General features: G+C 68.8%; 23 protein-coding genes, 1 tRNA gene and 2 riboswitches. Of the genes, 20 read left to right on the top strand and 4 right to left on the bottom strand.

Going from position 1 to position 23861, the window contains the following annotated elements:
* The 7 genes from KY49_RS23015 to KY49_RS22985 all read left to right on the top strand — a co-directional run bounded on the left by KY49_RS23015 (window position 1) and on the right by KY49_RS22985 (window position 6415).
* Window positions 1–1173 (top strand): phage tail sheath protein, encoded by a 1173-nt coding sequence (locus tag KY49_RS23015; RefSeq protein ID WP_042586746.1) that lies wholly within the window; start codon window positions 1–3, stop codon window positions 1171–1173.
* Window positions 1174–1201: 28 nt separating this feature from the next.
* Window positions 1202–1711, top strand: a complete 510-nt coding sequence (locus KY49_RS23010) for a phage major tail tube protein (protein ID WP_029226832.1) — start codon at window positions 1202–1204, stop codon at window positions 1709–1711.
* A gap of 69 nt (window positions 1712–1780) precedes the next feature.
* Entirely contained in the window at window positions 1781–2164 is a 384-nt protein-coding gene (locus tag KY49_RS23005) for a phage tail assembly protein (protein ID WP_042586745.1), read from the top strand.
* 8 nt (window positions 2165–2172) lie between these two features.
* Window positions 2173–2286, top strand: a complete 114-nt coding sequence (locus KY49_RS36070; RefSeq protein WP_010095898.1) for a GpE family phage tail protein — start codon at window positions 2173–2175, stop codon at window positions 2284–2286.
* A 15-nt stretch (window positions 2287–2301) separates the two neighbouring features.
* Window positions 2302–4854: a hypothetical protein gene (locus tag KY49_RS22995; RefSeq protein WP_042586744.1), complete on the top strand. Its 2553-nt coding sequence runs from the start codon at window positions 2302–2304 to the stop codon at window positions 4852–4854.
* A 29-nt stretch (window positions 4855–4883) separates the two neighbouring features.
* Entirely contained in the window at window positions 4884–5339 is a 456-nt protein-coding gene (locus KY49_RS22990) for a phage tail protein (protein ID WP_010095902.1), read from the top strand.
* Window positions 5336–6415, top strand: a complete 1080-nt coding sequence (locus tag KY49_RS22985) for a phage late control D family protein (RefSeq protein WP_042586743.1) — start codon at window positions 5336–5338, stop codon at window positions 6413–6415. Before KY49_RS22990 ends, KY49_RS22985 begins: the two co-directional genes overlap by 4 nt.
* 131 nt (window positions 6416–6546) lie before the next feature.
* On the opposite strand, the gene KY49_RS22980 is transcribed toward KY49_RS22985, so the two are convergent.
* Window positions 6547–6843 carry a hypothetical protein gene (locus tag KY49_RS22980; protein ID WP_042586742.1) on the bottom strand — a complete coding sequence of 99 codons (297 nt, stop codon included), beginning with the start codon at window positions 6841–6843 and terminating at the stop codon, window positions 6547–6549.
* A gap of 369 nt (window positions 6844–7212) precedes the next feature.
* A complete protein-coding gene (locus tag KY49_RS22975; RefSeq protein ID WP_071737909.1) occupies window positions 7213–7704 on the bottom strand; it encodes a helix-turn-helix domain-containing protein in 492 nt (163 codons plus the stop codon).
* A gap of 90 nt (window positions 7705–7794) precedes the next feature.
* Between KY49_RS22975 and KY49_RS22970 the strand changes: the two genes are divergently transcribed.
* From KY49_RS22970 to KY49_RS22950, 7 genes are all read left to right on the top strand, one after another.
* Complete coding sequence (locus tag KY49_RS22970) at window positions 7795–8010, top strand: hypothetical protein (protein ID WP_010095910.1); 216 nt, start codon at window positions 7795–7797, stop codon at window positions 8008–8010.
* Window positions 8011–8134: 124 nt separating this feature from the next.
* A complete protein-coding gene (locus tag KY49_RS22965; RefSeq protein WP_010095912.1) occupies window positions 8135–8383 on the top strand; it encodes an ogr/Delta-like zinc finger family protein in 249 nt (82 codons plus the stop codon).
* A gap of 204 nt (window positions 8384–8587) precedes the next feature.
* The gene (locus KY49_RS22960; RefSeq protein ID WP_042586741.1) at window positions 8588–8851 is read left to right on the top strand and encodes a hypothetical protein; all 264 of its coding nucleotides are present in this window, start codon (window positions 8588–8590) and stop codon (window positions 8849–8851) included.
* A 3-nt stretch (window positions 8852–8854) separates the two neighbouring features.
* Window positions 8855–11647: a toprim domain-containing protein gene (locus KY49_RS22955; RefSeq protein WP_042586740.1), complete on the top strand. Its 2793-nt coding sequence runs from the start codon at window positions 8855–8857 to the stop codon at window positions 11645–11647.
* Entirely contained in the window at window positions 11644–12003 is a 360-nt protein-coding gene (locus tag KY49_RS36065) for a hypothetical protein (protein ID WP_080427140.1), read from the top strand. The genes KY49_RS22955 and KY49_RS36065 overlap by 4 nt, the downstream gene beginning before the upstream one ends.
* Window positions 12004–12012: 9 nt before the next feature.
* Window positions 12013–12462, top strand: coding sequence for a helix-turn-helix domain-containing protein (locus tag KY49_RS38690; RefSeq protein WP_080407251.1), 450 nt, complete (start codon window positions 12013–12015; stop codon window positions 12460–12462).
* On the top strand, window positions 12375–13406 hold the full coding sequence (locus tag KY49_RS22950; protein WP_256244066.1) for a tyrosine-type recombinase/integrase: 1032 nt from the start codon (window positions 12375–12377) through the stop codon (window positions 13404–13406). The genes KY49_RS38690 and KY49_RS22950 overlap by 88 nt, the downstream gene beginning before the upstream one ends.
* A 54-nt stretch (window positions 13407–13460) precedes the next feature.
* On the opposite strand, the gene KY49_RS22945 is transcribed toward KY49_RS22950, so the two are convergent.
* Window positions 13461–13536, bottom strand: a tRNA-Arg gene (locus KY49_RS22945).
* Window positions 13537–13785: 249 nt separating this feature from the next.
* On the opposite strand from KY49_RS22945, the gene KY49_RS22940 reads away from it, so the two are divergent.
* Window positions 13786–14667: a c-type cytochrome gene (locus KY49_RS22940; protein ID WP_042586738.1), complete on the top strand. Its 882-nt coding sequence runs from the start codon at window positions 13786–13788 to the stop codon at window positions 14665–14667.
* Between the two features lie 87 nt (window positions 14668–14754).
* On the opposite strand, the gene KY49_RS22935 is transcribed toward KY49_RS22940, so the two are convergent.
* Window positions 14755–16845, bottom strand: coding sequence for a UvrD-helicase domain-containing protein (locus tag KY49_RS22935; protein WP_010093066.1), 2091 nt, complete (start codon window positions 16843–16845; stop codon window positions 14755–14757).
* 373 nt (window positions 16846–17218) lie between these two features.
* On the opposite strand from KY49_RS22935, the gene KY49_RS22930 reads away from it, so the two are divergent.
* From KY49_RS22930 to gcvP, 5 genes are all read left to right on the top strand, one after another.
* Window positions 17219–18271, top strand: coding sequence for an oxidoreductase (locus tag KY49_RS22930; protein WP_042586737.1), 1053 nt, complete (start codon window positions 17219–17221; stop codon window positions 18269–18271).
* 133 nt (window positions 18272–18404) lie between these two features.
* Complete coding sequence (locus KY49_RS22925; RefSeq protein ID WP_042586932.1) at window positions 18405–18794, top strand: hypothetical protein; 390 nt, start codon at window positions 18405–18407, stop codon at window positions 18792–18794.
* A 109-nt stretch (window positions 18795–18903) separates the two neighbouring features.
* A riboswitch (glycine riboswitch) is annotated at window positions 18904–19004 on the top strand.
* 32 nt (window positions 19005–19036) lie between these two features.
* A riboswitch (glycine riboswitch) is annotated at window positions 19037–19170 on the top strand.
* An 84-nt stretch (window positions 19171–19254) separates the two neighbouring features.
* Window positions 19255–20373, top strand: a complete 1119-nt coding sequence (gcvT, locus tag KY49_RS22920) for a glycine cleavage system aminomethyltransferase GcvT (protein ID WP_042586736.1) — start codon at window positions 19255–19257, stop codon at window positions 20371–20373.
* Window positions 20374–20477: 104 nt separating this feature from the next.
* Window positions 20478–20858 (top strand): glycine cleavage system protein GcvH, encoded by a 381-nt coding sequence (gene gcvH, locus KY49_RS22915; RefSeq protein ID WP_042586735.1) that lies wholly within the window; start codon window positions 20478–20480, stop codon window positions 20856–20858.
* Between the two features lie 72 nt (window positions 20859–20930).
* Complete coding sequence (gene gcvP, locus KY49_RS22910; RefSeq protein ID WP_042586734.1) at window positions 20931–23858, top strand: aminomethyl-transferring glycine dehydrogenase; 2928 nt, start codon at window positions 20931–20933, stop codon at window positions 23856–23858.
* Window positions 23859–23861: the final 3 nt, after the last annotated feature.

Raw genomic sequence — 23861 nt, 5'->3', positions numbered from 1 at the left:
ATGCCGCAGGATTACCACCACGGCGTACGCGTCATCGAAATCAACGAAGGCACCCGTCCGATCCGCACGATCTCGACGGCCGTGCTCGGCATCGTCTGCACGGCCGACGACGCCGACGCCACCGCCTTCCCGCTCAACACCCCGGTCCTGCTGACCAACGTCGTCGCCGCGCTCGGCAAGGCCGGCAAGAAAGGCACGCTGCGCCGCACGCTCGACGCGATCGGCCGCCAGACCAAGCCCGTCACGATCGTCGTGCGCGTCGCCGAAGGCAAGGACGCCGCCGAGACGAACACCAACGTGATCGGCGCCGTTACCGCCGACGGCAAGTACACCGGCATGAAGGCGCTGCTCGGCGCGCAGTCGCGCTTCGGCGTGAAGCCGCGCATCCTCGCGGCGCCGGGCCTCGACACGCAGCCGGTCGCCGCCGCGTTCGCGTCGATCGCGCAATCGCTGCGCGCGTTCGCCTACGTGTCGGCCAACGGCGCCAAGACGAAGGAAGACGCCGTTGCGTATCGCAAGCAGTTCAGCCAGCGCGAAATCATGGTGATCTGGCCGGACTTCCTCGCGTGGGACGACACGACCAACTCGACCGTCGTCGTGCCGGCCACCGCGTATGCCGCGGGCCTGCGCGCGAAGATCGACAACGACACGGGCTGGCACAAGACGCTGTCGAACGTCGGCGTGAACGGCGTCACGGGCATCAGCGCGGACGTGTCGTGGGATCTGCAGGACCCGGCAACCGACGCCGGCTTCCTGAACGAGCAGGACGTGACGACGCTCGTGAACCGCAACGGCTTCCGCTTCTGGGGCTCGCGCACGTGCTCGGACGATCCGCTGTTCGCGTTCGAGAACTACACGCGCACCGCGCAGGTCATCGCCGATTCGATCGCCGAAGCGCAGATGGCCATCATCGACGGCCCGCTCAATCCGTCGCTGCCGCGCGACATCATCGAGACCATCAACGGCAAGTTCCGCGAATGGACGTCGCAGGGCTACCTGATCGGCGGCTCGACCTGGTACGACCCGGAGCCGAACACGACCGACGTGCTGAAGTCCGGCAAGGCGTATCTCGACTACGAGTACACGCCGGTGCCGCCGCTCGAAAACCTGATGCTGCGCCAGCGCATCACCGACCGCTATCTCGCCGATTTCGCCGCGCGCGTGAGCGCGTAACGGTCGGCCTCACCAGGAGTCAAACACGATGGGTATGCCTCGCAAACTCAAGGGATTCAACCTGTTCCAGAACGGCGAGAACTTCGTCGGCCAGGTTGTCGAAGTCACGCTGCCGAAGCTCACGCGCAAGATGGAGGACTACCAGGGCGGCGGCATGAGCGGCCCGATCAAGGTCGACTTCGGGCAGGAAGGGATCCAGCTCGAATGGACCTGCGGCGGCTTCATGCGCTCCGTGCTCGGCCAGTACGGCATCACGAAGCACGACGGCGTGCTGCTGCGCTTCGCCGGCGGCTACCAGGCCGCGGATTCGACCAGCGTCGACGCGGTCGAGATCGTCATCAAGGGCCGTCACAGCGAAATCGACATGGGCACCGCGAAGCCGAAGGACGACACCACGTTCAAGGTCACGACCGTCGCCAGCTACTACAAGCTGTCCGTCAACGGCGTCGACCTGATCGAGATCGACTTCATCAACATGATCGAAAAGTACAACGGCACCGACCTGTTCTCGGCGCTGCGCAACGCGATCGGCCTGTAAGCCGCGGCCCGGCCGGCATCCCCGGCCGGGCCCGCCCGCCGTATTTCCTTCATCACCGCCAGGACCACCATGTATCCGACCCAATCCGAACAAGCCGCGACCGACCTGCAGGCCGACGCGCCCGCTGCAATCATCACCGAGGCAGCGCCCGCGCAGGACGATCCGGCCACGCACACGCTCGACACGCCGCTCGTGCGCGGCAACCAGACGATCACGACGATCACGCTGCGCAAGCCGAATTCGGGCGAGCTGCGCGGCGTATCGCTGTCCGACCTCGTCAGCCTCGACGTCGTCGCGCTGTCGAAGGTGCTGCCGCGCATCAGCTCGCCGATGCTGACCGAAGCCGACGTCGCCAACATCGACCCCGCCGACCTCGTGCAACTGGGAGGCATCTTCGCGGGTTTTTTGATGCCGAAGGCCGTGAAATCCCGACTGGCCTCCCAGACCGCATAGAAGACCCGATGGCGGACATCGCGGCGGTGTTCGGCTGGACACCGCCCGTGATGGACGCCTTCAGCCTGGCCGAGCTGATGGACTGGCGCGAGCGCGCGCGAGTGCGCGCCGGCGCCGAATGAGCGAAACGATCGACGATGGACAACACCTTGAAACTGCGCGTCATGTTCGACATGGTCGACAACATGACGAAGCCCCTGCAAATGATGCTGACCGGCAACAAGGGGCTGGCCGGCTCGCTGAGGGATACCCGCCGCGAGCTGGATGACATGGCGAAGACGCAGAAGCGCATCGGCACGTTTCGCGAGATGCGTCGCGGCCTTGCCGATACTGCGTCGGAGCTCAGGGCCGCGCGCGCGCGCGTCGACGCACTCGGCGAGTCGCTGCGCGCGTCCGGCCCGCCGTCGCGCCAGATGATCAAGGATTTCGAGAACGCGAAACGCACGGCCTCGAGCCTGGCGGCCACGCACGACCAGCAAGCCGGACGCGTGCGCAAGTTGCGCGCCCAGCTCGCCGGCGCGGGCATCGACACGCGCAACCTGTCGCGGGACGAGCGCAACCTGCGCGCGGCCATGGCGTCGCGCACGTCGATGATCGACGCAGGGGTGCGCGGGTACGACGCCCAGCGCCAGCAGCGCGCCGACGCCAGGCGCGCAAGGATCGAGGCGCTGCGGGGCGTCGGGGAGAAATTCTCGACACGCGGCCAGGCCATCAAAGGCATCGGCAAGGACATGTTCGGCATGCTGTCCGAGCCGCTCGACCTCGCGAAGCAGGCCGAGAGCGAAACGCTGCGCATGCGCGCGCAGGGTGCGTCGGCCGATGCGGTGAAGTTCGCGCGCGCGCAGCAGGCCTACGGCCAGTCGACCATCGACAACCTGAGCCTGATGCGCGAGTCGCTGTCGGCACTGGGCGGCGACGAGCAACACGCACGGGTCGCGATGCCGATGCTCGCGAACATGAAATTCGCGAACGAGGCGCTGTTCGGCGCGGAAGACGCGAAGAAGAACGTCGACCAGTTCATGGGCATGCTGAAGGTGATCGACCTGCGCGGCGGCACCAAGAACGAAGCGGCGTTCGGCGCCGAAGCGAACATCGTGCAGAAGATGATGACGGCAACCGGCGGCAAGGTCAGCGGCGACGAGTGGAGCAATTTCGCCGAATCGGGCGGCGATGCGGCCAAGAAGTTGCGCACGGACGCGTTCTACTACCAGATGCAGCCGCTCATCGAGAAGCTGGGCGGCAAGGCGGCCGGCGCAGGCCTCGCGTCGCTGTACGGCAGCGCGTTCGAGGGCAAGGCGTCCGGGCCCGCTGCGCAACGGCTGGCGGCGCTCGGCCTGGTCGATCCGAAGCTGGTCGAGCACAAGAAGAACGGCGCGATCAGCGGACTCAAGCCGGGCGCGCTGACCGGTAGCGACACGCTGCAGGCGTCGCCGCTCGAGTGGCTCGAAAAGGTGCTGCTGCCGAAGCTGGCCGCCAAGGGGATCACCAGCCCCGACAAGGTGAAGGCCGAGCTTGCAAAACTTTTCCCCGACAAGGCCGCGGGGAACCTGCTCACGACGATGTACGAGCAGCGCGAGCAGATCCACGACACCGAACGGCAGAGTGCCGCCGCCGACGGCGTCGACGGGATGAAGGCGAAAGGCGCGGAGTCGACGCACGGCCGCGAGCTGGCCGCGCTCGCGCAGCTGCGCGACCTGAAGCTCGAGATCGGCGAGCGGGTCACGCCGATCTACAACAAGGCGCTCGACCTCACGGCAACCGCGATCGGAAAAGTTGTCACGTTCATGCGCGAGCACCGCACGGCCGCGAACGTGATCGTCACGACCCTGACGGTGCTCGCCGGGCTGTTCGTCGTCGTCGGCACGCTCGCGAGTGCGTTCGGCACCGTGCTCGGATCGATCGCGGTGCTCCGCTTCGCGATGTCGATGGTCAGCGCGTTCAATGTCATCGGGCAGGCACTGCTGGGCCTCGGCCGGCTGGCGCTGGCGAACCCGCTGCTGGCCATGATCAGCCTGATCGCGATGGGCGCGATCGGCGTCTGGCAGAACTGGGACACGCTCGGCCCGAAGTTCATCGCGCTGTGGGACACCATCGCGGGCGCCTTCGGCGCGGCTGGCGACTGGATCGCCGCGAAATGGGACGCCACGGTCGAGTGGGTGAAAGCCGCGTTGGCCGGCATCGGCGACTGGTTCGGCAACATCGGCACACGCTTCATGGAAATCGGCGGCAACCTGATTTCCGCGCTGATCGACGGCATCACGAACCGCCTCGGCGCGCTGAAGGACACGATCGGCAACCTAGGCAGCTCGGCGCTCGGCTGGCTCAAGGAAAAGCTCGGCCTGCAAGCGTCGGACGCGCCCGGCGCAGCAGGCGGCCAGGGGCGCGTGGCGCTGACCGCCGCCACGATCACGACCGCGGCGGCCCTGGCCGGCCCGCCCGCCTACGCCGCGAACTCGTCAGCCGCCGCCGCGTCGCCGCTCGCGCGCTATAACACGTCGCTCGACTACCGCTCGCCGCTCATGGCGCCGGCAGCCGCCGCGAGCGCCGCGCCTGCGTCCGGCCCGGTCACCATCAACTTCACCGCTCCGCCCGGCGTCAACGAGGCGGAGGTCGCCCGTCTGGTGCGCGTCCAGTGGGAGCGCGCCGAACGCGAAAAGGCCTCGCGCACCAGCTCGCGCCTGTCCGATTGATTGTCCGCTTCAACGAAAGGAAACCCGCCATGATGATGTCGCTCGACCAGTTCGTTTTCAGCCTGGCGACCGCGCCGTACCACCAGCTCCAGCGCCAGCGCAACTGGAAGCACCGCGCCACCGCGCGCATCGGCGTGCGCGACGCGAGCCAGTACACCGGCGCCGGCGACGACACGATCACCCTCAGCGGCACGGTCGCGCCCGAGAACGGCATCGGCGAGATCGCGTCGATCGAGACGCTCGCGCGGATGGGCGACGTCGGCGACGCGTACGTGCTCGTCGACGGCAACGGCTACGTCTATGGCGCGTACATCATCGACAACCTGAGCGTGACGGGCACGTATCACACGAAGGAAGGCGTGCCGCGCAAGATCGAATTCACGCTGACGCTCAAGCGCGTCGACGACGGCGTGCTGGCCGAAGCGCCGCCCGCGGAAGACGACGGCGCGCCGGCCAACGAAGACGGCGGAGCGGCCCAACGATGAGCACCTTCGATTGCAAGCCGGGCGAACGGCCGACCCGCACCGGACGCACGCAGCCGCAGGCCGACTACCGGATCACGCTCGACGGCCGCGACCTGTCGCGCCTGATCGCGCCGAACCTCGTCAGCCTGTCGCTGGTGGAATCGCGCGCGGACGAGGCCGACATGCTCGACCTCGTGATCGACGACACGCAGAACACGTTCGCGATTCCGCTGCGCGGCGCGAACATCGCGGTGTCGATCGGCTGGGTCGGCGAGCCGCTCGTCGACAAGGGCACGTTCACCGTCGACCAGGTCGAGCACAGCGGCGCGCCGGACATCATCACGATCAAGGCGCGCTCGGCGTCGATGACGAACCGCATGCACGAGCGCCGGGAAAAAAGCTGGCACCGGCAGACGATCGGCGCGATCGTGCAGGCGATCGCCGCGCGCCACGGGCTGAAGCCGACGGTCGACGCGACGCTCGCGCAGATCCTGATCGACCACATCGACCAGACGCACGAATCCGACATGTCGTTCCTGACGCGCCTCGCGAAGCGCTACGACGCCGTGATGACCGTGAAGACCCGCCATCTGCTGTTCCTGCCGATCGGCGGCGGCAAGACGGCGAGCGGCAAGCCGCTCGACGTGCTGCCGCTCACGCGCGCGAGCGGCGACCAGCATCACTACCAGATCGTGCAGCGCGACAGCTACGCGGCCGTGCGCGCGCACTACCATTCGAACGGCAAGGCGCAGCGCAAGTCGGTGGTGGTCGGCGACGAGAAGGCCAGGAACACGAAGGTGCTGCCGCAGGACTATGCGACCGAAGCGGAAGCGCGCGCGGCGGCGCAGGCCGAATACGCGCGCATCCAGCGCCAGCAGGCGACGCTGAACTACACGCTCGCGCTCGGCCGGCCCGAGCTGTTTCCCGAGATGCCCGTCACCGTGTCGGGCTTCAAGCCGGAAATCGACGACACGCCGTGGCTCGTGAAGAAGGCGACGCACAAGCTCGGCAGCGAAGGCTTCACGACGGAGCTCGAGCTCGAGGTGCGCAAGGATTCGAAGAAGAAACAAGGTGGCGCGGCGTCCGGCAAGCACTAGCGCGGCGCCGGATGCGCGGCCCGGATCGGGCGGAAGGAAAGGAAAGAGGGGCCGGACGGAAAGCCGGCCTGCGTGGCGATTCCTGGCGCCATCGCGCGACCGGTCGCGGCGGCGCCGGGCACGACCGCGGCTCAGCGGGAGGTCTGCTGCCCGCCGAGATTCAGGCGCGCGTCCCGCCCGTCGCCGCATTGCGTCAACGTCGCGCGCGCATCGCGCAGGTTCGCCATCGCCTGCAGCGCGGCCTCGAGCACCTGGCCGACCGACTGCATCGCGGTGTCGATCGCCGCGTGCGCGTCAGCCCGCTCATCGTCGGTCATGTCCGTACGGATTCGCGGGGTGAACATCGACGACCCGCGGCTGTCCGCGTGATGATCAGCCGGCATCGACGCGCCAATCGTGCCGGTGTTGTGCTCACTGTTGCTGTTCATTATTCCGGTCTCCACAAACACAGTCATCAACCGGCGGGGCCGCCTGACGCGACGGGGATAGCCTCGGATTTCCCACCATCGCCAGCCTCACCGGCTTTCAGAATGCTAAACCAATACTGTATGGATATACAGTGATTGTTCGGATTTTATCCGATGCGTTTGCGAAACGTCCGAACGCCACGGCCCCGCGCGTGCCCGCGCGCGGGAGCATGCGCCCGGGCCGCTGGCGGCGGGAATTTCAAGGGAACGGACGGCGGGATTTCGCCGATGCCTGGATGGCGTGACGACGGCGAAGCTGGAACGCCGACGCCGTCCCGGCCGCCACTTGCGGCAGCCGGATGCAAACGGACCGGCGCGCGGCGCCGCGACCTACTTCTTCGGTTCCTTCGCCGCGCGCTCGGCCTTCAGCCGCTCGAGCTCGGCCATCGCGCGATCGACGTTTTCGGCGGTGCGCTGGTCGAGCGCCGCGCGGCGATTCTCCGACAGGCGCTTCGCGCGCCGCGGCGTCGCCGTCTGCAGCATCGCGCCCGTGTTGATGCAGCTGGCGAGGAACGCATGCAGCGACGCCTTGCCGGCTTCGTTGAGCTGCCGGTACATCGCGAGCACTTCCGCCTCGTCGGCGTCGCGCGCGCCCTGCTCCGCCGCCGCGCCGTCCGCGGCGAGCCGTTCGCCGGTCAGCACGTAGCCGATGTCGACGCCGATCTCGCGAACGGCCAGCAGATAGGCCGCGTCGGGAGAGCGTTCGTCCGACTCGTACGCGGACTGCGAGCGTCTCGCGACGCCGCCCACGGTCGCAAACTCATCCTGGCTGAGTCCGATCCGCAAGCGCTCGTCTCGCAAGCGACTCCCGATTTGTGTCATAAATTACCCATTAACAATTGACGCGTCGTTTTTTGCTCATTAGACTAGCCTTACCGTAACGCAAGACTATCTCAACAAAGTATACCGACCATGACCACCTCCAAAGGCCCACGCCGTTCGCCGCGCGGCACGATGTCGAACAAGCCCGTCTACGTCGGGCTGACGCCGACCGAGCGCGGCGAGCTCGAGCAGCTCGCCGCGCAGCGCAACCGCTCGATTTCCAGCATGGCGCGCGAGCTGATCCGCATCGGCGCGAGCCATCTGCGCGCGATCGCCGCGCCCCGCTCCCGCACCGCGCGCCATTGAACCGGCGCGCATTCATGTCCCCCGATCCCGCACGCGACGTGTCGATTCTGTACCACGTGCGCGCACACGCCCACTCGCCAATCGGCCAACGTTGCATCGCGCCGGCCGCACGGAGCAAGACACCATGCGAATCCTGAACCGCTGCCCGCACTGCCGCACGCGCGCCACCGCGCGCAGCAGCCGCGAAATGTCGCTGACCTTCCGCGAAATCACCTTCCAGTGCACGAACCCCGAGTGCGGCCACACGTACGTCGTGAACATGGAATTCGCGCGCACGCTGTCGCCGTCCGCGATCCCGAACCTGTCGCTGCAGCTGCCGCTCTCGCCGCACGTGCGCGAACGCCTCGCGGCGCAGCTCGAGCTGCCCGTCTGACGCCCTAACTCCCGCCCCCTGCCTGCCCCCCTCGCATCGCGCCTGAACGGCGCGAGGGGCTTCTTTTTGCCGTCGAAAAGGACACGTCATGTTCCCGACCCTTGCATTGACCCTTCCTGGCCGCGCCGTCCGACGGCCTGCGGGCCACTCGATTTGCCGCCGCCCGGCGCACCCCGCCTGCACGTTCGCCGGGGAGGCGCGCGCATGAACCGCTTCCTCGAACCCGCGCCGCACGACGCCGCGCTGCGGGCCGCGATCGCGGCGGCCGCCGACGTGCCGAGCTTCGACAATCCGCCGGACGGCGCCGCGCGGCAACGCGCGCTCGCCGGCTTCATCGCGGCCCTCGGCGATCGCCTCGCGCTCGGCTTCCCGCAATCCGCCGCCGCGCTGCGCGCGCTCGTCGCGTCGCCCGCGACGACCGGCAATCCGGCGCAACACCCCCCGCAGCAACCTGGACAGCAGCAATAAACGATGGCTTCGATCGACCAACTGAAACGGCACATCGACCTGCACGACCTCGCCGGCCGCCTCGGCCTGAAGCGCGGCCGCGGCGGCGAGCGGGCGCTCTACCACTCGCCGCGGCACGAGGACCGCAGCCCGTCCCTGTCGATCTACGTGAACCACCCGAAGCACGGCACCGGCTGGCGCGACCACAGCGCCGACGCCGGCGGCTCGTGCATCGACCTCGTGATCCATGCGCGCGGCGGCACCGTCGCCGACGCCGTGCGCTACCTGCACGACGCCTACGGCCTTCCGCCCGAGCGCCCGGCGCCGGCGGAGCGCCGCGAGAAATCGACCGTCGAGTACATCGCCGACCGATGCTTCGCCGAACGCAACCAGGTGCGCGAATACCTCGCTGGCCGCGGCATCGCTGCCGCCGCGATCGACGCGGCGATCGCCGCGCGCACGCTCGGCTTCAACACGTGGACGAGCCCGAAGGTCGCCGCCGGCGACGTCGGCCACGGCGGCCCCGCCGCCGCGTTCATCGTGCGCGCGCCGGGCGACGCGCGCGTCGTCGCGGTCGACATGCGCTACGTCGACCCCGCGCTCAACGGCGGCGTCAAGACGCAGACGCAGGGCGACAAGGCCGGCTACGGCTGGACTGCCGACGCGCGCCGGCTCGACAGCGCGAAGCGCGTGATCATCGTCGAAAGCGCGATCAACGCGCTGTCGGTCGACACCTGCGCGCTGCCCGGCACCGCCGCGCTCGCGCTGCGCGGCCTCGCGAACGTCGAGCGCATCGATTTCGCGTTCCTGCGCGGCAAGCAGGTCGTGATCTGCCTGGACAACGACGAACCGTTTGCGGACAACCACCCGCGCGCCGGCCACCGCCCCGGGCCGGAAGCCGCGTGGGCGCTCTACGAGCGGCTCACCGCGCCGAACGTCAGCGCGGTGCTGGTCGACCAGGCCGGCTGGCTCGCCGATCTCGCGGACGGCGCGACGGCGCAGCAGCCGATCAATGACGTGAACGACTTCCTGCAGCTGCGCGGCCCGGCCGAGCTGGCGCGTGCGCTCGACCAGCTCGAGCCGTGGCTGATCGCCGGCCTGCCCGGCGACGCGACGCGCCGCGGCCGGCCGCGCATCTTCCTGCCGCCGCACGACTTCGCGCAGTACTGGCGCTTCCGCGTGCGGCCGGACTTCACCAGCTACATCACGAAGATGGACCGTAACGAGGAATCCGGCGTCGAAACGCCCGTGATGACGGATCTATGCGGCTTCCGGATCGCCGGCATCAGCCGCGTGTCGGTCGCGAGCGCGACGTCGACGATGACGGGCGACGCCGACCAGGCGCCGACCGTCTATTTCGCCGTGTCGGTGCAGGCGCCGCGCCACGGCGCGCAGCTGATCCGCCGCGTGATGCTCGACGACCAGCTGCACAACGTCGACCAGTGGGGCAAGTTCGGCCCGATCTGGGCGCCGGCGCCGTTCAAGCGCATGGTCAACATCCTCGAGCGCGGCGCGGATCTCGGCGCGCGCCAGGCGGCGAACTTCGTCGGGCTCGCGTGGCGCGACGGCCGGCTGATAGTCAACGAAGGCCCGGACTGCTACTTCACCGAAGCGGACAAGCAGTGCCCGTATCACAACCTGACGTTCCCGAGCGGCCTCGCCAGCGACGCGCGCCGCGTGATCGCCGCGTACCAGACGACGTTCCGGCAGAACGCCGCGACGATCCCGCTCGTGTGGGCGCTCGGCGGCCACCTGAAGGCGCTGCTCGGCTTCTGGCCGCACCTCACGATCCAGGCGAACAAGGGCGCGGGCAAGTCGACGCTGATCAAGCGTCTCGAGCGCTCGCTCGCGTTTACGATGTTTTCCGGGCAATCGCTGCAGACCGAATTCCGGCTGCTGACCAGCATCAGCCACACGAGCCACCCGGTCGGCTGGGAAGAACTGTCCGCGCGCCGGCAGGACGTGATCGACAAGGCCGTCGGCCTGCTGCAGGAGAACTACCAGTACACGGTGACGCGGCGCGGCACCGACATGACGGAATACCTGCTGTGCGCGCCCGTGATGCTGGCCGGCGAGGACGTGCCGGTGCGCAGCCTGCTCGGCAAGCTGGTGCGCACGACGCTGACCGGCAAGCGCGGGCCGCTACTGCCCGACGACCTGCCGCGCTTCCCGGTCCGGCAATGGCTCGAATTCCTCGCCGGCCTGGACAAGCGCGCCGTGGCCGACCAGTACACGACGCTGCGCGACAAGGCGCTGGCCAGTTGCCGCGCGAGCGGCGAGGACGACGGCGCGCGGCGCATGGCGGGCAACTACGCGGCAGTCGCCTTGGCGTGGCGCTACCTGTGCGAGTTCGCCGGGATGGACCCGAGCGAGGGCGACTTCCCGCGCGACCTGATCGCCGAGATGAACGGCCACGTCGCCGAGACGAGCGCCGATCGCGAGCCGTGGGTCTGGATCATGGAAACCGTGCTGTCGGAAATCGACGGCGGCAACTACAAGCATCCGTACACGTTCGACACCGTCGACGGCGAGTTCTGCCTGCTGCTGCGCACCGGGCACGTGATGGATCACCTCGCGCACACGAGCGCGCTGCGCGACAAATGGAACGGCCTGCCGGTGAAGTCCGACCGCGTGTTCAAGGCGCAGCTCAAGCACGCCGGCGTGGTGGTCGGCGAGAAGGAAGTCGAGCGCCGCATCTACATGCGTCGCGTGCCGTACCTGACGCCGGTGTCGCTCGAGCGCCTGGCCGCGTTCGGCCTGCACGTGTCCGTGCGCGAAGACCTGGCGTCCGACGCAATGCACGGAGGCCGCGCATGAGCCGCAACCGGCTGAACCGGCCGGAGTGCGGGGAACCCGCAGGCAGCGCGCGCGAATCGTGGATTTCGCGGGTGTCCGCTTGCAAGTCCTTGATTCCTGAACGAACTGCCGCCGCGCGTGGTGCCGGATTCGCCATGTGTCGGGCCGTTTTTGCCACGAGTCCGGGTTTCGCGCCGGCCGCGCCCGTCTCTTTCTTCCTTCTCTTCAACTCATTGAAAAAGAAGAAGAAAGACAACCGGGAAGCGGCAGGCATCGGCCGGCAACGCACGCCACGAGTCGCGTGCGCATCGCCATCGGTCGCCCGCGCTGCCCGTTTTTCGCGCCATGAGTCTTGCGGGGCCGCCACGCGTGAATGATGGCAACTGATGGCAAACAAAAACCATGAAAATCAATGCGTTATGACCATTTCTCGTGCAAGCCACCATTCCACGAGTTGCGCTGCCTGCCCCCCAGGCGCGCGGCACGCCGAAGCCGCGCCCGCGGCGACCGTCGACCTGTTCGGCGCGGCGGCCCTGCTCGGCGCGCACCCTGAAACGGTGCGCCTGAAGGCCAAGGCCGGCGCGCTGCCGGGCCGCAAGGTCGGCAAGCGCTGGATGTTCTCGATCGCTGCCCTGCAGCGCTACCTCGCCGGAGAATGGCTCCCGCGAGCGGCGCAGGGCGAACCGCCGGAGGAAGTGAACGCATGTCGCTCTACAAACGAAAAACCAGCCCGAACTGGCAATACAAGCTGTACCCCCCTGGCGGCGGAACGCCGATACAGGGAAGCACTGGCACCCGCGACAAAGCGCAGGCCCAGGAATTCCACGACCGGCTGAAGGTGGACCTGTGGAACCAGGCGCGGCTCGGCACGAAGCCGCGCCATACGTGGAACGACGCGGTCGTCCGATACGTCGTCGAGCGCGAAGGGCTGCCGAGCCTGGAAACGTCGAAGACGCATCTGCGCTGGCTCGACCGGCACCTCGCCGGCGTCGCGCTGGCCGACATCGACCGGAACCGCATCGACGCGATCGCGCTCGCGAAACGGCGGGAGCCGCGCGTGGTGCGCACCCGGCACGGCGACGTGGAGACCGGCCGGACCGTCAGCGACGGCACGGTGCGCCGCGTGCTCGGCGTGCTGAAGGCCGTGCTGAACGCGGCCGTCGAGTGGGAATGGCTGGATCGCGCGCCGGTCACGAAGCGCGCGAAGGTCGTATCGAAGCGGATCCGCTGGCTGACGCCGGCGGAAAGCGAGCGGCTGCTCGCCGCGCTGCCCGCGCATCTCGCCGACATGGCGCGCTTCAGCCTCGAGACCGGGCTGCGCCGCTCGAACGTGACCGGGCTCCAGTGGTCGCAGGTCGACCTCGCGCGGCGCGTCGCGTGGATTCACCCGGACCAGGCGAAGGCGAAGAAGGCGATCACGGTGCCGCTGTCGGACACGGCGATCGCCGTGCTGCGCCGCCAGCTAGCGACGAAGCGCGCGCCCGGCTTCGCCGACAGCGTGTTCGTGTATCAGGGCAAGCCGGTCTACCAGACCACGACGGCCGCCTGGCGCAAGGCGCTGGAGCGTGCGCGCATCCGCGACTTCCGCTGGCACGACCTGCGGCACACATGGGCGAGCTGGCACGTGCAGCGCGGCACGCCGCTCCAGGTGCTCAAGGAGCTGGGCGGCTGGGAAACGATGGAGATGGTGCAGCGGTACGCGCACCTGTCGGCCGACCACCTGGCGCACTGGGTCGCGCCGCTGACGGCCGAGCCCGCGCCGATGCCGGCTGCAATCTAGCTGCAACGAAGCTGCCTGACGAAGGGAGGAAACCGCTGAAAGCCTTGTGGCAATTGGCGCGCCCGGCTGGGATCGAACCAGCAACCCCTGCCTTCGGAGGGCAGTACTCTATCCATTGAGCTACGGGCGCCTGTGTGACCGTGGAGCGACCCCAGATACTGGCCGACCACGAATGGCAAGACGGCAAGGATACCCGGTTTCCCATGACGCGTCCACCATGCCGGCAAATCGCCCGCCCGGCCGCGATCGTGCGGGTAAACACGCGCCGCCGCGCCGCTCGCCGTGATGTAAACGTTCCGTCTATAATCGTCCTGCTTCTTTTCACAGCCATTTTGCCGTTGCACCGCTCACAATTCCTATTCACGGAGACGAGGCAAGCATGAGCGAAGCACCCCACCAATCTCCCATCAAGACGCCCCGGCAGCTGATCGCCCTCATCGTCGCGTCGTTCGCGGTTCCGATCGTCCTCATCATCCTGTTCGCCACCTACGCGAACGTCGCGTTCCGTTCCGGCGCGGGCACCGACGCGCTGTCCGACGAACAGGTGGCCAAGCGCATCGCGCCGCTCGCGCAGGTCGACGTGAAGGACGCCAACGCGCCGCGCACCTACAAGACGGGCGAGGAAGTCTACAAGGCCGTGTGCGTGACCTGCCACGGCACGGGCGCCGCGGGCGCGCCGAAATTCGGCAGCAAGGACGACTGGGCGCCGCGCATCTCGCAGGGCTTCGACACGCTGCTGAAGACGGCGCTGGCCGGCAAGGGCGCGATGCCCCCGCGCGGCGGCACGAGCCCGGACGACTACAGCGACTACGAGATCGCCCGCGCGATCGTCTACATGGCGAACAACGACGGCGCGAACTTCCCCGAGCCCGCCGCGCCGGCCGCCAACGCGACGGCGGCTGCCGGCGCCGCGCCCGCGTCGGGCGCCGCCGACGCCGCGATCGCCGCCGCGCAGGCCGCGATCGCCGCGATCCCGAAGGCGGGCGAGAAGCCCGCGGCCGCGCCGACCAGCGCCGACGCCGCCTCCGCCGGCAAGGCGCTGTACACGCAGGTCTGCCAGGCCTGCCACGCGGCCGGCGTGCTGAACGCGCCGAAGTTCGGCAGCAAGGAAGACTGGGCGCCGCGCCTGAAGGAACCGATGGACACGGTCTACAACTACGCGCTGCACGGCAAGGGCGCGATGCCGCCGAAGGGCGGGTCGACCGCGTCCGACGCCGACGTGAAGGCCGCCGTCGACTACATGGTCAACGCGGCGAAGTAACGCCCGGCCCGGCCCAACGAAAACCCCCCGCGCTGCGACAAGCATCGCGGGGGTTTTGTCTGGCCGTCCGTCACGCGGCGGCCGCGATCACTTCTGCAGCAGCGCCTTCAGGCTCGCGAGCCGGTCCTTCGGCGTCATCGGCGCTTCCTCCGGCGCGGGCGGCGGCGCGTCGTCGAGGCCCATCTCGGGGATGAAGCGCGACGGCTCGCACACGACCGTCTCGCGCGCCCGCTTGCGCTTCTTGCACCAGTTCAGGTGCAGGCTGCGCTGCGCGCGCGTGATCGCGACGTACATCAGCCGGCGCTCCTCCTCGATCCGCTCGCTGTCGATCGGGCCGTCGTCCTCGCTGCCGCCGCGGTGCGGCATGATGCCCTCCTCGACGCCGACGAGGAACACGTGCGGATACTCGAGCCCCTTCGACGCGTGCACGGTCGACAGCCGCACCGCATCCGGGTCCTCCTCCTTGCCTTCGAGCATCGACATCAGCGCGACGGTCTGGATCAGGCCGAGCAGGTTCTTGCCCGTATCGGCGAGCCCGTCGGCGTTGTGGAAGCCCTCCGCCTCGCCGTCGACGGCCTCCGCCGCCTCGGGCTTGGTGCCCTTGCGCTTCAGCCATTCGAGGAATTCGAGCACGTTCTGCCACTTCGACTGCGCCTGCCGCTCGTCGAACGCGTCGTACAGGTAGGCCTCGTAGTGGATCGCCTCCATCATGTCGTCGAGCACGACGGTCGCCGGGTCCTTGTCCGCGCGCTCGGTCAGGCGCTGGATGAAGTCGCAGAACATCCTGAGCGGCTCGACCTGGCGCGCGGACAGCCGCGCCTCGATGCCGCCCATGTACACGGCCTCGAACAGCGACACCTTCGCCTGCCCCGCGAACGAGCCGAGCGCTTCCAGCGTCGTGTTGCCGATGCCGCGGCGCGGCGTCGTGATCGCGCGGATGAACGCGGGATCGTCGTCGGCGTTGGCGATCAGGCGCAGGTACGCGCACAGGTCCTTGATCTCGGCCTTGTCGAAGAACGACTGGCCGCCGGACAGCACGTACGGAATGCGCTCGCGCCGCAGCACCTGCTCGAAGATCCGCGCCTGGAAGTTGCCGCGATACAGGATCGCGTAGTCGCGGAACTGCGCGCGCCGCTCGAACTTGTGCGCGGACAGCCGGAACACGACCGATTCGGCCTCGTGCTCCTCGTCGTTGCACGGCGTGACGGTGATCGAGTCGCCCATCCCGTGCTCGGACCACAGCTTCTTCTCGAACAGCTTCGGGTTGTTCGCGATCACGTTGTTCGCGGCGGTGAGAATGCGCACCGTCGACCGGTAGTTCTGCTCGAGCTTGATCACGTGCAGCTTCGGGAAATCCTTGCCGAGCTGCGCGAGGTTCTCGAGCGTCGCGCCACGCCAGCCGTAGATCGCCTGGTCGTCGTCGCCCACCGCGGTGAACGCCGCGCGCGGGCCCGCCAGCAGCTTCAGCAGCTCGTACTGGCACGCGTTGGTGTCCTGGTACTCGTCGATCAGCAGGTAGCGCAGCTTGTTCTGCCAGCGGTCGCGCACCTGTTCGTTGCGCGCGAACAGCTCGGCGGGCAGGCGGATCAGGTCGTCGAAGTCGACCGCCTGGTACGCGTGCAGCGTCGCGACGTAGTTGCGGTACACGAGCGCGGCCTGGTGCTCGTCCTCGTTGGCGGCGATCGTCATCGCCTCCTCGGGCATGATGAGGCCGTTCTTCCACAGCGAGATCGTGGTCTGGATCTTGCGGATCAGGCCCTTGTCGGTCGTGCCGATCTGCTCCTGGATCATCCCGAAGCAGTCGTCCGAATCCATGATCGAGAACTGCGGCTTCAGGCCGACGTGCTCGGCCTCCTGGCGCAGGATCTGCACGCCGAGCGAGTGGAACGTGCAGACGGTGAGCTGGTTCACCGGCACCTTGCGGCCTTCCTTGCCGGGCGTCGTGAGCGTCTTGCCCTCGAGCAGCTTCGACACGCGCTCGCGCATTTCGGCGGCCGCCTTGTTGGTGAACGTGACGGCGGCGATGTGGCGCGGCTCGAAGCCCTTGGCTTCGATCAGGTGCGCGATCTTCTGCGTGATGACGCGGGTCTTGCCGCTGCCCGCGCCGGCGAGCACGAGGCAGGGACCGTCGAGATAGCGCACCGCTTCGTTCTGAGCGGGATTGAGGCCTGCGGACATGGTTGCGGATGGTGTTGCGGTTGACGGCGGGACGCCGGGAGGATGCCGCGCGCGGGGCGCCGGGTCGGGCATGCGGACGCACGGGCAGGACGCGCATGTTAACACGGCCGCGGCGGCGAATTCCGGAGCCGCGCCGGGCGGTGCTGTGCGGACGGACGGGCGCATGCGCCCCGGTCCGTTCGGCCGATTCGGCTACGCGCGGCGGCGATTGCGCGACAATGAGCGGCCGCGGGCCATTGCCCCTCTATATACCCACGTGCGCGAGCGGAAAAATCGCGCCGGATTCCAGACCGCCGTCGTGCCAAAATAGCCGGTCGTCATCGCGCCGCCACGGTGCGCCGTCCTCACGTTTCGCTTGTTGCCAAGGATCGCCATGTCGTCATTGCTCAGGATTGGTTTGATGGGTTTCGGTTTCGCCGGCGCGACGTTTCACGCGCCGGTGATCGCGGCGAGCGGCCGCACGCAGGTCGCCGCGATCGCCACCGGGCAGCCGGACCGCGCGCGGGCCGCGTATCCGGATGCCCGCATCGTGGCCGATCTCGACGCGCTGCTGGCCCTCGACGACATCGAGTGCGTGGTGATCGCCACGCCGAACGACACGCACTTCCCGCTCGCGCGGCAGGTGCTGGACGCGGGCCGCCACGTCGTCGTCGACAAGCCGGTGACGCTGACGTCCGACGAGGCGCTCGCGCTCGCGCGGCTCGCGAACGCCCGCAGCCGCGTGTTCGCGCCGTTCCACAACCGCCGCTGGGACGGCGACTTCCTCACCGTGCGCCGCATCGTCGAATCCGGCGAGCTCGGCCGCATCACCTATGTCACGTCGCATTTCGACCGCTTCCGGCCGCAGGTGCGCGTGCGCTGGCGCGAGGAAGCCGCGCGCGGCGGCGGCCTGCTGCTCGACCTCGGCCCGCACCTGATCGACCAGGCGCTCGCGCTGTTCGGCGTGCCCGACACGGTGAGCGCGACCGTCAAGACCCGCCGCGACAACGGTTCGGCGCCCGACTTCGTCCACGTGCAGCTCGGCTACCCGGACAAGGACGTCGCGCTGCACGCGAGCGCGCTGTCGGCGATCGAGCCGGCGCGCTTCACGCTGCACGGCACCCGCGGCAGCTACCAGAAGTTCGGGCTCGACACGCAGGAAGACCAGCTGAAGGCCGGCCTCACGCCCGACGACGTCGAGTTCGGCGGCGGCAACCCGCCCGGCGTGCTGCGCGTGCTCGACGGCGACGTCGAAACCGAGCGCCCGGTGCCGACCCTCGACGGCCAGTACGCGGAGTTCTACCGCGCGCTCGCCGCGTCGATCCGCGAAGGCGCGCCGTTCCCGGTATCGCCGCAGGACGCAGTCGACGTGATGACGATCATCGAGCTCGCCGCGCAAAGCGAGCACGAAGGTCGGCGCCTGCCGTTCGTGCGCAAGATCGTCTGAGCGGCCCGCGTCGCGCCGGAACAATCGGTTACAAATGGCGCGGGAACGAAAGTCAGCGGTGCTCCTATCTGATGCGTTTCTCAAAAAAGTCGATCCGACACCAAACCGACACCACACCGTCAGGAGAATGTTGATGCAACGGTTGATTCGCGCGGCAGTGTGCTGCGCCCTGGTATCCTCGCTCGCGGCCTGCATCGTGCAGCCGCAGCAGCGTCGCCCGGCGCCTCCGCCACCGCCCCGCCCGGCTCCGCAAGTCGTTCCGCAACCCAGTCCGCAGGTCGTCGGCTTCGAGCGCGCGCAGCAGATCCAGGGCCGAATCGACAACCTGCATCGCCGGATCGATTCGCGCGTGAATGGCGGCTACTACCCGCCGCCGTACGGCGCGCAGCTCCACCACCGCCTCGACGTGATCCGCCAGGAATCGACCGACATGGCGTCGCAGCACGGCGGCGGCCTGTCCGGCGACGAGCAGCGCGTGCTGAACCAGGAACTCGACACCGCGGCGCGCGCAATCGGCGAGTGACGCCGGCCGCGGCCGGACGAAAAACGCGGCGGCGCCGTGCCGCCGCTTGTCGCGAAGCGACACATATTTGCCCAAATTGACAAGGCTTCCGGGCTCGCGTACAGTCGCCCGCACGCGTCGGGAGAGCGCGTGGCCGCGCTGCTGAACGCCGGTCGCGCCGCCGAAGGGGCACACCCGCAAACTCTCAGGCAAAAGGACCGGCCGCGTCGAAGCATCCCGCCTGCGCACGTCGCAGGCCGCGATCTTCGCACTCTGGAGAGCGGCAGTAGCCCGCTGCGCGAATGCAGCGCGGGCAGGCTGCCCACCGAAGGGGCGCGCGTTCGTTGGGTCCGGCCCACGACGCAATCTCTCAGGTATCGAGGACAGAGGGGCATGTACAGCACCGCCCGCCGGCCCAAGGCCGAGGCGGTCGGCACAACGCCGTATTGTCCCGCGCGCAAGCGCCTTGCCTGAGGCCTCGATGACTGCACTGAAACATACCCCGCTCAACGCCGCGCACCGCGCGCTCAACGCCCGCATGGTCGACTTCGGCGGCTGGGACATGCCCGTCAACTACGGCTCGCAAATCGAAGAGCACCAGGCCGTGCGCACCGACGCCGGCATGTTCGACGTGTCGCACATGTGCGTCGTCGATTTCACCGGCAGCCGCGTGCGCGCGTTCTTCGAGCATGCGATCGCGAACAACGTCGGCAAGCTCAAGACGCCCGGCAAGGCGCTCTACTCGTGCCTGCTCAATCCGCAGGGCGGCGTCATCGACGACCTGATCGTCTATTACTTCACCGAGGAATTCTTCCGCGTCGTCGTCAACGCCGGCACCGCCGAGAAGGACATCGCGTGGTTCAACCAGCTCAACGAGCAAGGCGGCTACGGCGTCACGATCGCGCCGCGCCGCGATTTCGCGATCGTCGCCGTGCAGGGCCCGAACGCCCGTGAAAAAGCCTGGGCGACGATCCCCGCCGCGCGCGCCGCGACGAGCGAGCTCAAGCCGTTCAACGCCGCGCAGGTCGCGGGCACGCCGTTCGGCGACCTCACCGTCGCGCGCACCGGCTACACCGGCGAAGACGGTTTCGAGGTGATCGTTCCGGCCGTCCACGTCGAAGCACTGTGGAACGCGCTGCAGCAAAACGGCGTGCGCCCGTGCGGGCTCGGCGCGCGCGACACGCTGCGCCTCGAGGCCGGCATGAACCTGTACGGCCAGGACATGGATGAAACCGTTTCCCCGCTCGACGCCGGCCTCGCGTGGACGGTCGACCTCACGGCGCCGCGCGCGTTCGTCGGCCGCGACGCGCTCGAGCGCGACGGCGCGCGCGCCGCGTTCGTCGGCCTGATCCTGCAGAAGGAGAACGGCAAGGCGGGCGGCGTGCTGCGCGCGCACCAGAAGGTCGTCACGCCGCACGGCGAAGGCGAGATCACGAGCGGCACGTTCTCGCCGTCGATGCAGGAGTCGATCGCCTTTGCGCGCGTGCCCGCGGCCGTGCAGATCGGCGACACCGTGCAGGTGCAGATTCGCGACAAGCAACTTCCCGCGCGCGTGGTAAAACTGCCGTTCGTGCGCAACGGCAAGGTCCTCGCTGCGTAACGACCCGGAGGGCCGGGCGGCATGGCGCCCGGCGACCCGCACCCGGCGCGTCCGCGCGACGCGCCCGAACGACGAATCACACCCTTTCTATTCAGGAGCATCCGATGAGCAACGTCCCGGCCGAACTGAAGTACACCGACGAACACGAGTGGGTCCGCGCCGAAGCCGACGGCACGCTGACGATCGGCATCACCGATCACGCGCAGAGCACGCTCGGCGACATCGTCTTCCTCGAACTGCCGCAAGTCGGCAAGCAGGTGAAGGCAGGCGACGCCATCGGCGTCGTCGAGTCGGTGAAAGCCGCGTCGGACATCTACTCGCCCGTGTCGGGCGAGGTGGTCGCGATCAACGCGGAAGCCGTCGACTCGCCGGAAGAGGTGAACAGCGACGCGTACGACACGTGGCTCTTCAAGATCAAGCTCGCCGACGGCGCATCGACCGACAACCTGCTCGACGCAGCCGCCTACGCGAAGCTGGTCGGCTAACCCAACCATTCACGAATCGCGCGGCGCGCCGGCCCGGCAGCACGGGCCGCGCGCCGCGACCGCAGGATTGCCATGAAGCTCGAACACCCGGACCGCCTGATGAACCGCACGCCCCTCTCGCTCGCCGCGCTCGAAACGCACGACGCGTTCGCCGAACGCCATATCGGCCCCGACGCCGCCAGCCAGCAGGCAATGCTCGACACGCTCGGCTTCGCGACCCGCGCCGCCCTGATCGACGCCGTGATTCCCGCGTCGATCCGCCGTGCCGAAACGCTGCCGCTCGGCCCGTTCGCGCAACCGAAGAGCGAAGCCGAAGCGCTCGCCGCGCTGCGCGCGCTCGCGGACAAGAACCAGGTGTTCCGCTCGTACATCGGCCAGGGCTACTACGACACGCACACCCCGGCGGTGATCCTGCGCAACGTGCTCGAAAACCCGGCGTGGTACACGGCCTACACGCCGTACCAGCCTGAAATTTCCCAGGGCCGCCTCGAGGCGCTCCTGAACTACCAGCAGATGGTCGCCGACCTCACGGGCCTCGCGATCTCGAACGCGTCGCTGCTCGACGAGGCGACCGCCGCGGCCGAGGCGATGACGCTGCTGCAGCGCGTCGGCAAGCCTCGGTCGAACGTGTTCTACGTCGCAGACGACGTGCTGCCGCAGACGCTCGAAGTGATCCGCACCCGCGCGCTGCCGGTCGGCATCGAGGTCAAGACCGGCCCCGCCGCCGACGCCGCGCAGTCGAACGCGTTCGGCGTGCTGCTGCAATATCCGGGCGTCAACGGCGACGTGCGCGACTACCGCGCGCTCACCGAAGCCATCCACGCGGCCGGCGGCCACGTGGTCGTCGCGGCCGACCTGCTCGCGCTCACCGTACTGACGCCGCCCGGCGACTGGGGCGCGGACGTCGCGGTCGGCAGCGCGCAGCGCTTCGGCGTGCCGATGGGCTTCGGCGGCCCGCACGCCGCCTACATGGCCGTGCGCGACGAATTCAAGCGCCAGATGCCGGGCCGCCTCGTCGGCGTGACCGTCGACGCACAGGGCAAGCCCGCTCTGCGCCTCGCGCTGCAGACGCGCGAACAGCACATCCGCCGCGAGAAGGCGACGTCGAACGTGTGCACCGCGCAGGCGCTGCTCGCGATCATGGCGAGCATGTACGCGGTCTATCACGGCCCGCACGGCCTGAAGACGATCGCGCTGCGCGTGAACCGCATCGCGGCGCTCGTCGCCGCCGGCGTGAAGCAGCTCGGCTTCGCGACCGTCAACGACACCTTCTTCGACACGCTGACGATCGACACCGGCGCGCGCACCGCGCAGGTCCACGAACTGGCGAACGCGAAGCGCATCAACCTGCGCCGCGTGAGCGCCACGCAGGTCGGCGTGTCGGTCGACGAGACGACGACCCGCGGCGACCTCGCCGACCTGCTCGCGGTGTTCGCGCAGGCAGCCGGCGGCACCGCGCCGGACGTCGACGCGCTGGACGCGGGCCTCGCCGGCGTCGCCGCGCTGCCGGCCGGCCTCGAACGCACGAGCGCGTACCTGACGCACCCGGTGTTCAACCGCCACCATTCGGAGACGGAAATGCTGCGCTACCTGCGCAGCCTGTCGGACAAGGATCTCGCGCTCGACCGCTCGATGATCCCGCTCGGCTCGTGCACGATGAAGCTGAACGCGACGTCGGAGATGCTGCCCGTCACGTGGCCCGAATTCGGCCAGATCCACCCGTTCGCGCCGGCCGAGCAGACCGTCGGCTATCGCGAGATGATCGACCAGCTCGAGCAGATGCTGGTTGCCGCGACCGGCTACGCGGCCGTGTCGCTGCAGCCGAACGCGGGCTCGCAGGGCGAGTACGCGGGCCTGCTGATCATCCACGCGTACCACGCGTCGCGCGGCGAGAGCCACCGCGACGTCTGCCTGATCCCGGCGTCCGCGCACGGCACCAACCCGGCGTCCGCGCACATGGCCGGCATGAAGGTCGTGGTCGTTGCCTGCGACGCGCAGGGCAACGTCGACATCGCGGATCTCAAGGCGAAGGCCGACGAGCATGCGAAAGACCTCGCGGCGATCATGATCACGTATCCGTCGACGCACGGCGTGTTCGAGCAGAACGTGCGCGAGATCTGCGAGATCGTGCACGCGCACGGCGGCCAGGTGTACGTCGACGGCGCGAACATGAACGCGATGGTCGGCCTGACCGCGCCGGGCCAGTTCGGCGGCGACGTGTCGCACCTGAACCTGCACAAGACCTTCTGCATCCCGCACGGCGGCGGCGGCCCGGGCGTCGGCCCGGTCGCGGTCGGCGCGCACCTCGCGAAGTTCCTGCCGAACCAGCGCTCGACCGGCTACGCGCGCGGCGAGGAAGGCATCGGCGCGGTGTCGGCCGCGCCGTACGGCTCGGCGTCGATCCTGCCGATCTCGTGGATGTACATCGCGATGATGGGCGCGAAGAACCTGACCGCCGCGACCGAAACCGCGATCCTCAACGCGAACTACATTGCGAAGCGTCTCGCGCCGCACTACCCGGTGCTGTATTCGGGCCCGGGCGGGCTGGTCGCGCACGAGTGCATTCTCGACCTGCGTCCGATCAAGGACTCGAGCGGCATCACCGTCGACGACGTCGCGAAGCGCCTGATGGACTACGGCTTCCACGCGCCGACGATGAGCTTCCCGGTGCCGGGCACGCTGATGGTCGAGCCGACCGAATCGGAATCGCAGGAGGAACTCGACCGCTTCATCGCCGCGATGATCGCGATCCGCGAGGAAATCCGCGCGGTCGAGGAAGGCCGCGCCGATCGCGAGGACAACCCGCTGCGCCACGCGCCGCACACGGCCGCCGTCGTCACCGCGAACGAATGGCCGCACGCGTACTCGCGCGAGCAGGCCGCGTATCCGGTCGCATCGCTCGGCACGAACAAGTACTGGCCGCCCGTCGGCCGCGCGGACAACGCCTATGGCGACCGCAACCTGTTCTGCGCGTGCGTGCCGATGTCGGAATACGCGTAACGC

Source organism: Burkholderia sp. MSHR3999, assembly GCF_000833595.1.
GTDB lineage: Bacteria > Pseudomonadota > Gammaproteobacteria > Burkholderiales > Burkholderiaceae > Burkholderia > Burkholderia ubonensis.
The sequence above is the reverse complement of the archived record's forward strand: the minus strand, read 5'-3'. Positions and strand labels throughout refer to the sequence as shown.

Bases quoted from the DNA above. Each gene is read 5' to 3' on its own strand.
- KY49_RS23015 (WP_042586746.1), top strand. From the start codon at position 1: ATGCCGCAGGATTACCACCACGGCGTACGCGTCATCGAAATCAACGAA.
- KY49_RS23010 (WP_029226832.1), top strand. From the start codon at position 1,202: ATGGGTATGCCTCGCAAACTCAAGGGATTCAACCTGTTCCAGAACGGC.
- KY49_RS23005 (WP_042586745.1), top strand. From the start codon at position 1,781: ATGTATCCGACCCAATCCGAACAAGCCGCGACCGACCTGCAGGCCGAC.
- KY49_RS36070 (WP_010095898.1), top strand. From the start codon at position 2,173: ATGGCGGACATCGCGGCGGTGTTCGGCTGGACACCGCCCGTGATGGAC.
- KY49_RS22995 (WP_042586744.1), top strand. From the start codon at position 2,302: ATGGACAACACCTTGAAACTGCGCGTCATGTTCGACATGGTCGACAAC.
- KY49_RS22990 (WP_010095902.1), top strand. From the start codon at position 4,884: ATGATGATGTCGCTCGACCAGTTCGTTTTCAGCCTGGCGACCGCGCCG.
- KY49_RS22985 (WP_042586743.1), top strand. From the start codon at position 5,336: ATGAGCACCTTCGATTGCAAGCCGGGCGAACGGCCGACCCGCACCGGA.
- KY49_RS22980 (WP_042586742.1), bottom strand. From the start codon at position 6,843: ATGAACAGCAACAGTGAGCACAACACCGGCACGATTGGCGCGTCGATG.
- KY49_RS22975 (WP_071737909.1), bottom strand. From the start codon at position 7,704: ATGACACAAATCGGGAGTCGCTTGCGAGACGAGCGCTTGCGGATCGGA.
- KY49_RS22970 (WP_010095910.1), top strand. From the start codon at position 7,795: ATGACCACCTCCAAAGGCCCACGCCGTTCGCCGCGCGGCACGATGTCG.
- KY49_RS22965 (WP_010095912.1), top strand. From the start codon at position 8,135: ATGCGAATCCTGAACCGCTGCCCGCACTGCCGCACGCGCGCCACCGCG.
- KY49_RS22960 (WP_042586741.1), top strand. From the start codon at position 8,588: ATGAACCGCTTCCTCGAACCCGCGCCGCACGACGCCGCGCTGCGGGCC.
- KY49_RS22955 (WP_042586740.1), top strand. From the start codon at position 8,855: ATGGCTTCGATCGACCAACTGAAACGGCACATCGACCTGCACGACCTC.
- KY49_RS36065 (WP_080427140.1), top strand. From the start codon at position 11,644: ATGAGCCGCAACCGGCTGAACCGGCCGGAGTGCGGGGAACCCGCAGGC.
- KY49_RS38690 (WP_080407251.1), top strand. From the start codon at position 12,013: ATGGCAAACAAAAACCATGAAAATCAATGCGTTATGACCATTTCTCGT.
- KY49_RS22940 (WP_042586738.1), top strand. From the start codon at position 13,786: ATGAGCGAAGCACCCCACCAATCTCCCATCAAGACGCCCCGGCAGCTG.
- KY49_RS22935 (WP_010093066.1), bottom strand. From the start codon at position 16,845: ATGTCCGCAGGCCTCAATCCCGCTCAGAACGAAGCGGTGCGCTATCTC.
- KY49_RS22930 (WP_042586737.1), top strand. From the start codon at position 17,219: ATGTCGTCATTGCTCAGGATTGGTTTGATGGGTTTCGGTTTCGCCGGC.
- KY49_RS22925 (WP_042586932.1), top strand. From the start codon at position 18,405: ATGCAACGGTTGATTCGCGCGGCAGTGTGCTGCGCCCTGGTATCCTCG.
- gcvT (WP_042586736.1), top strand. From the start codon at position 19,255: ATGACTGCACTGAAACATACCCCGCTCAACGCCGCGCACCGCGCGCTC.
- gcvH (WP_042586735.1), top strand. From the start codon at position 20,478: ATGAGCAACGTCCCGGCCGAACTGAAGTACACCGACGAACACGAGTGG.
- gcvP (WP_042586734.1), top strand. From the start codon at position 20,931: ATGAAGCTCGAACACCCGGACCGCCTGATGAACCGCACGCCCCTCTCG.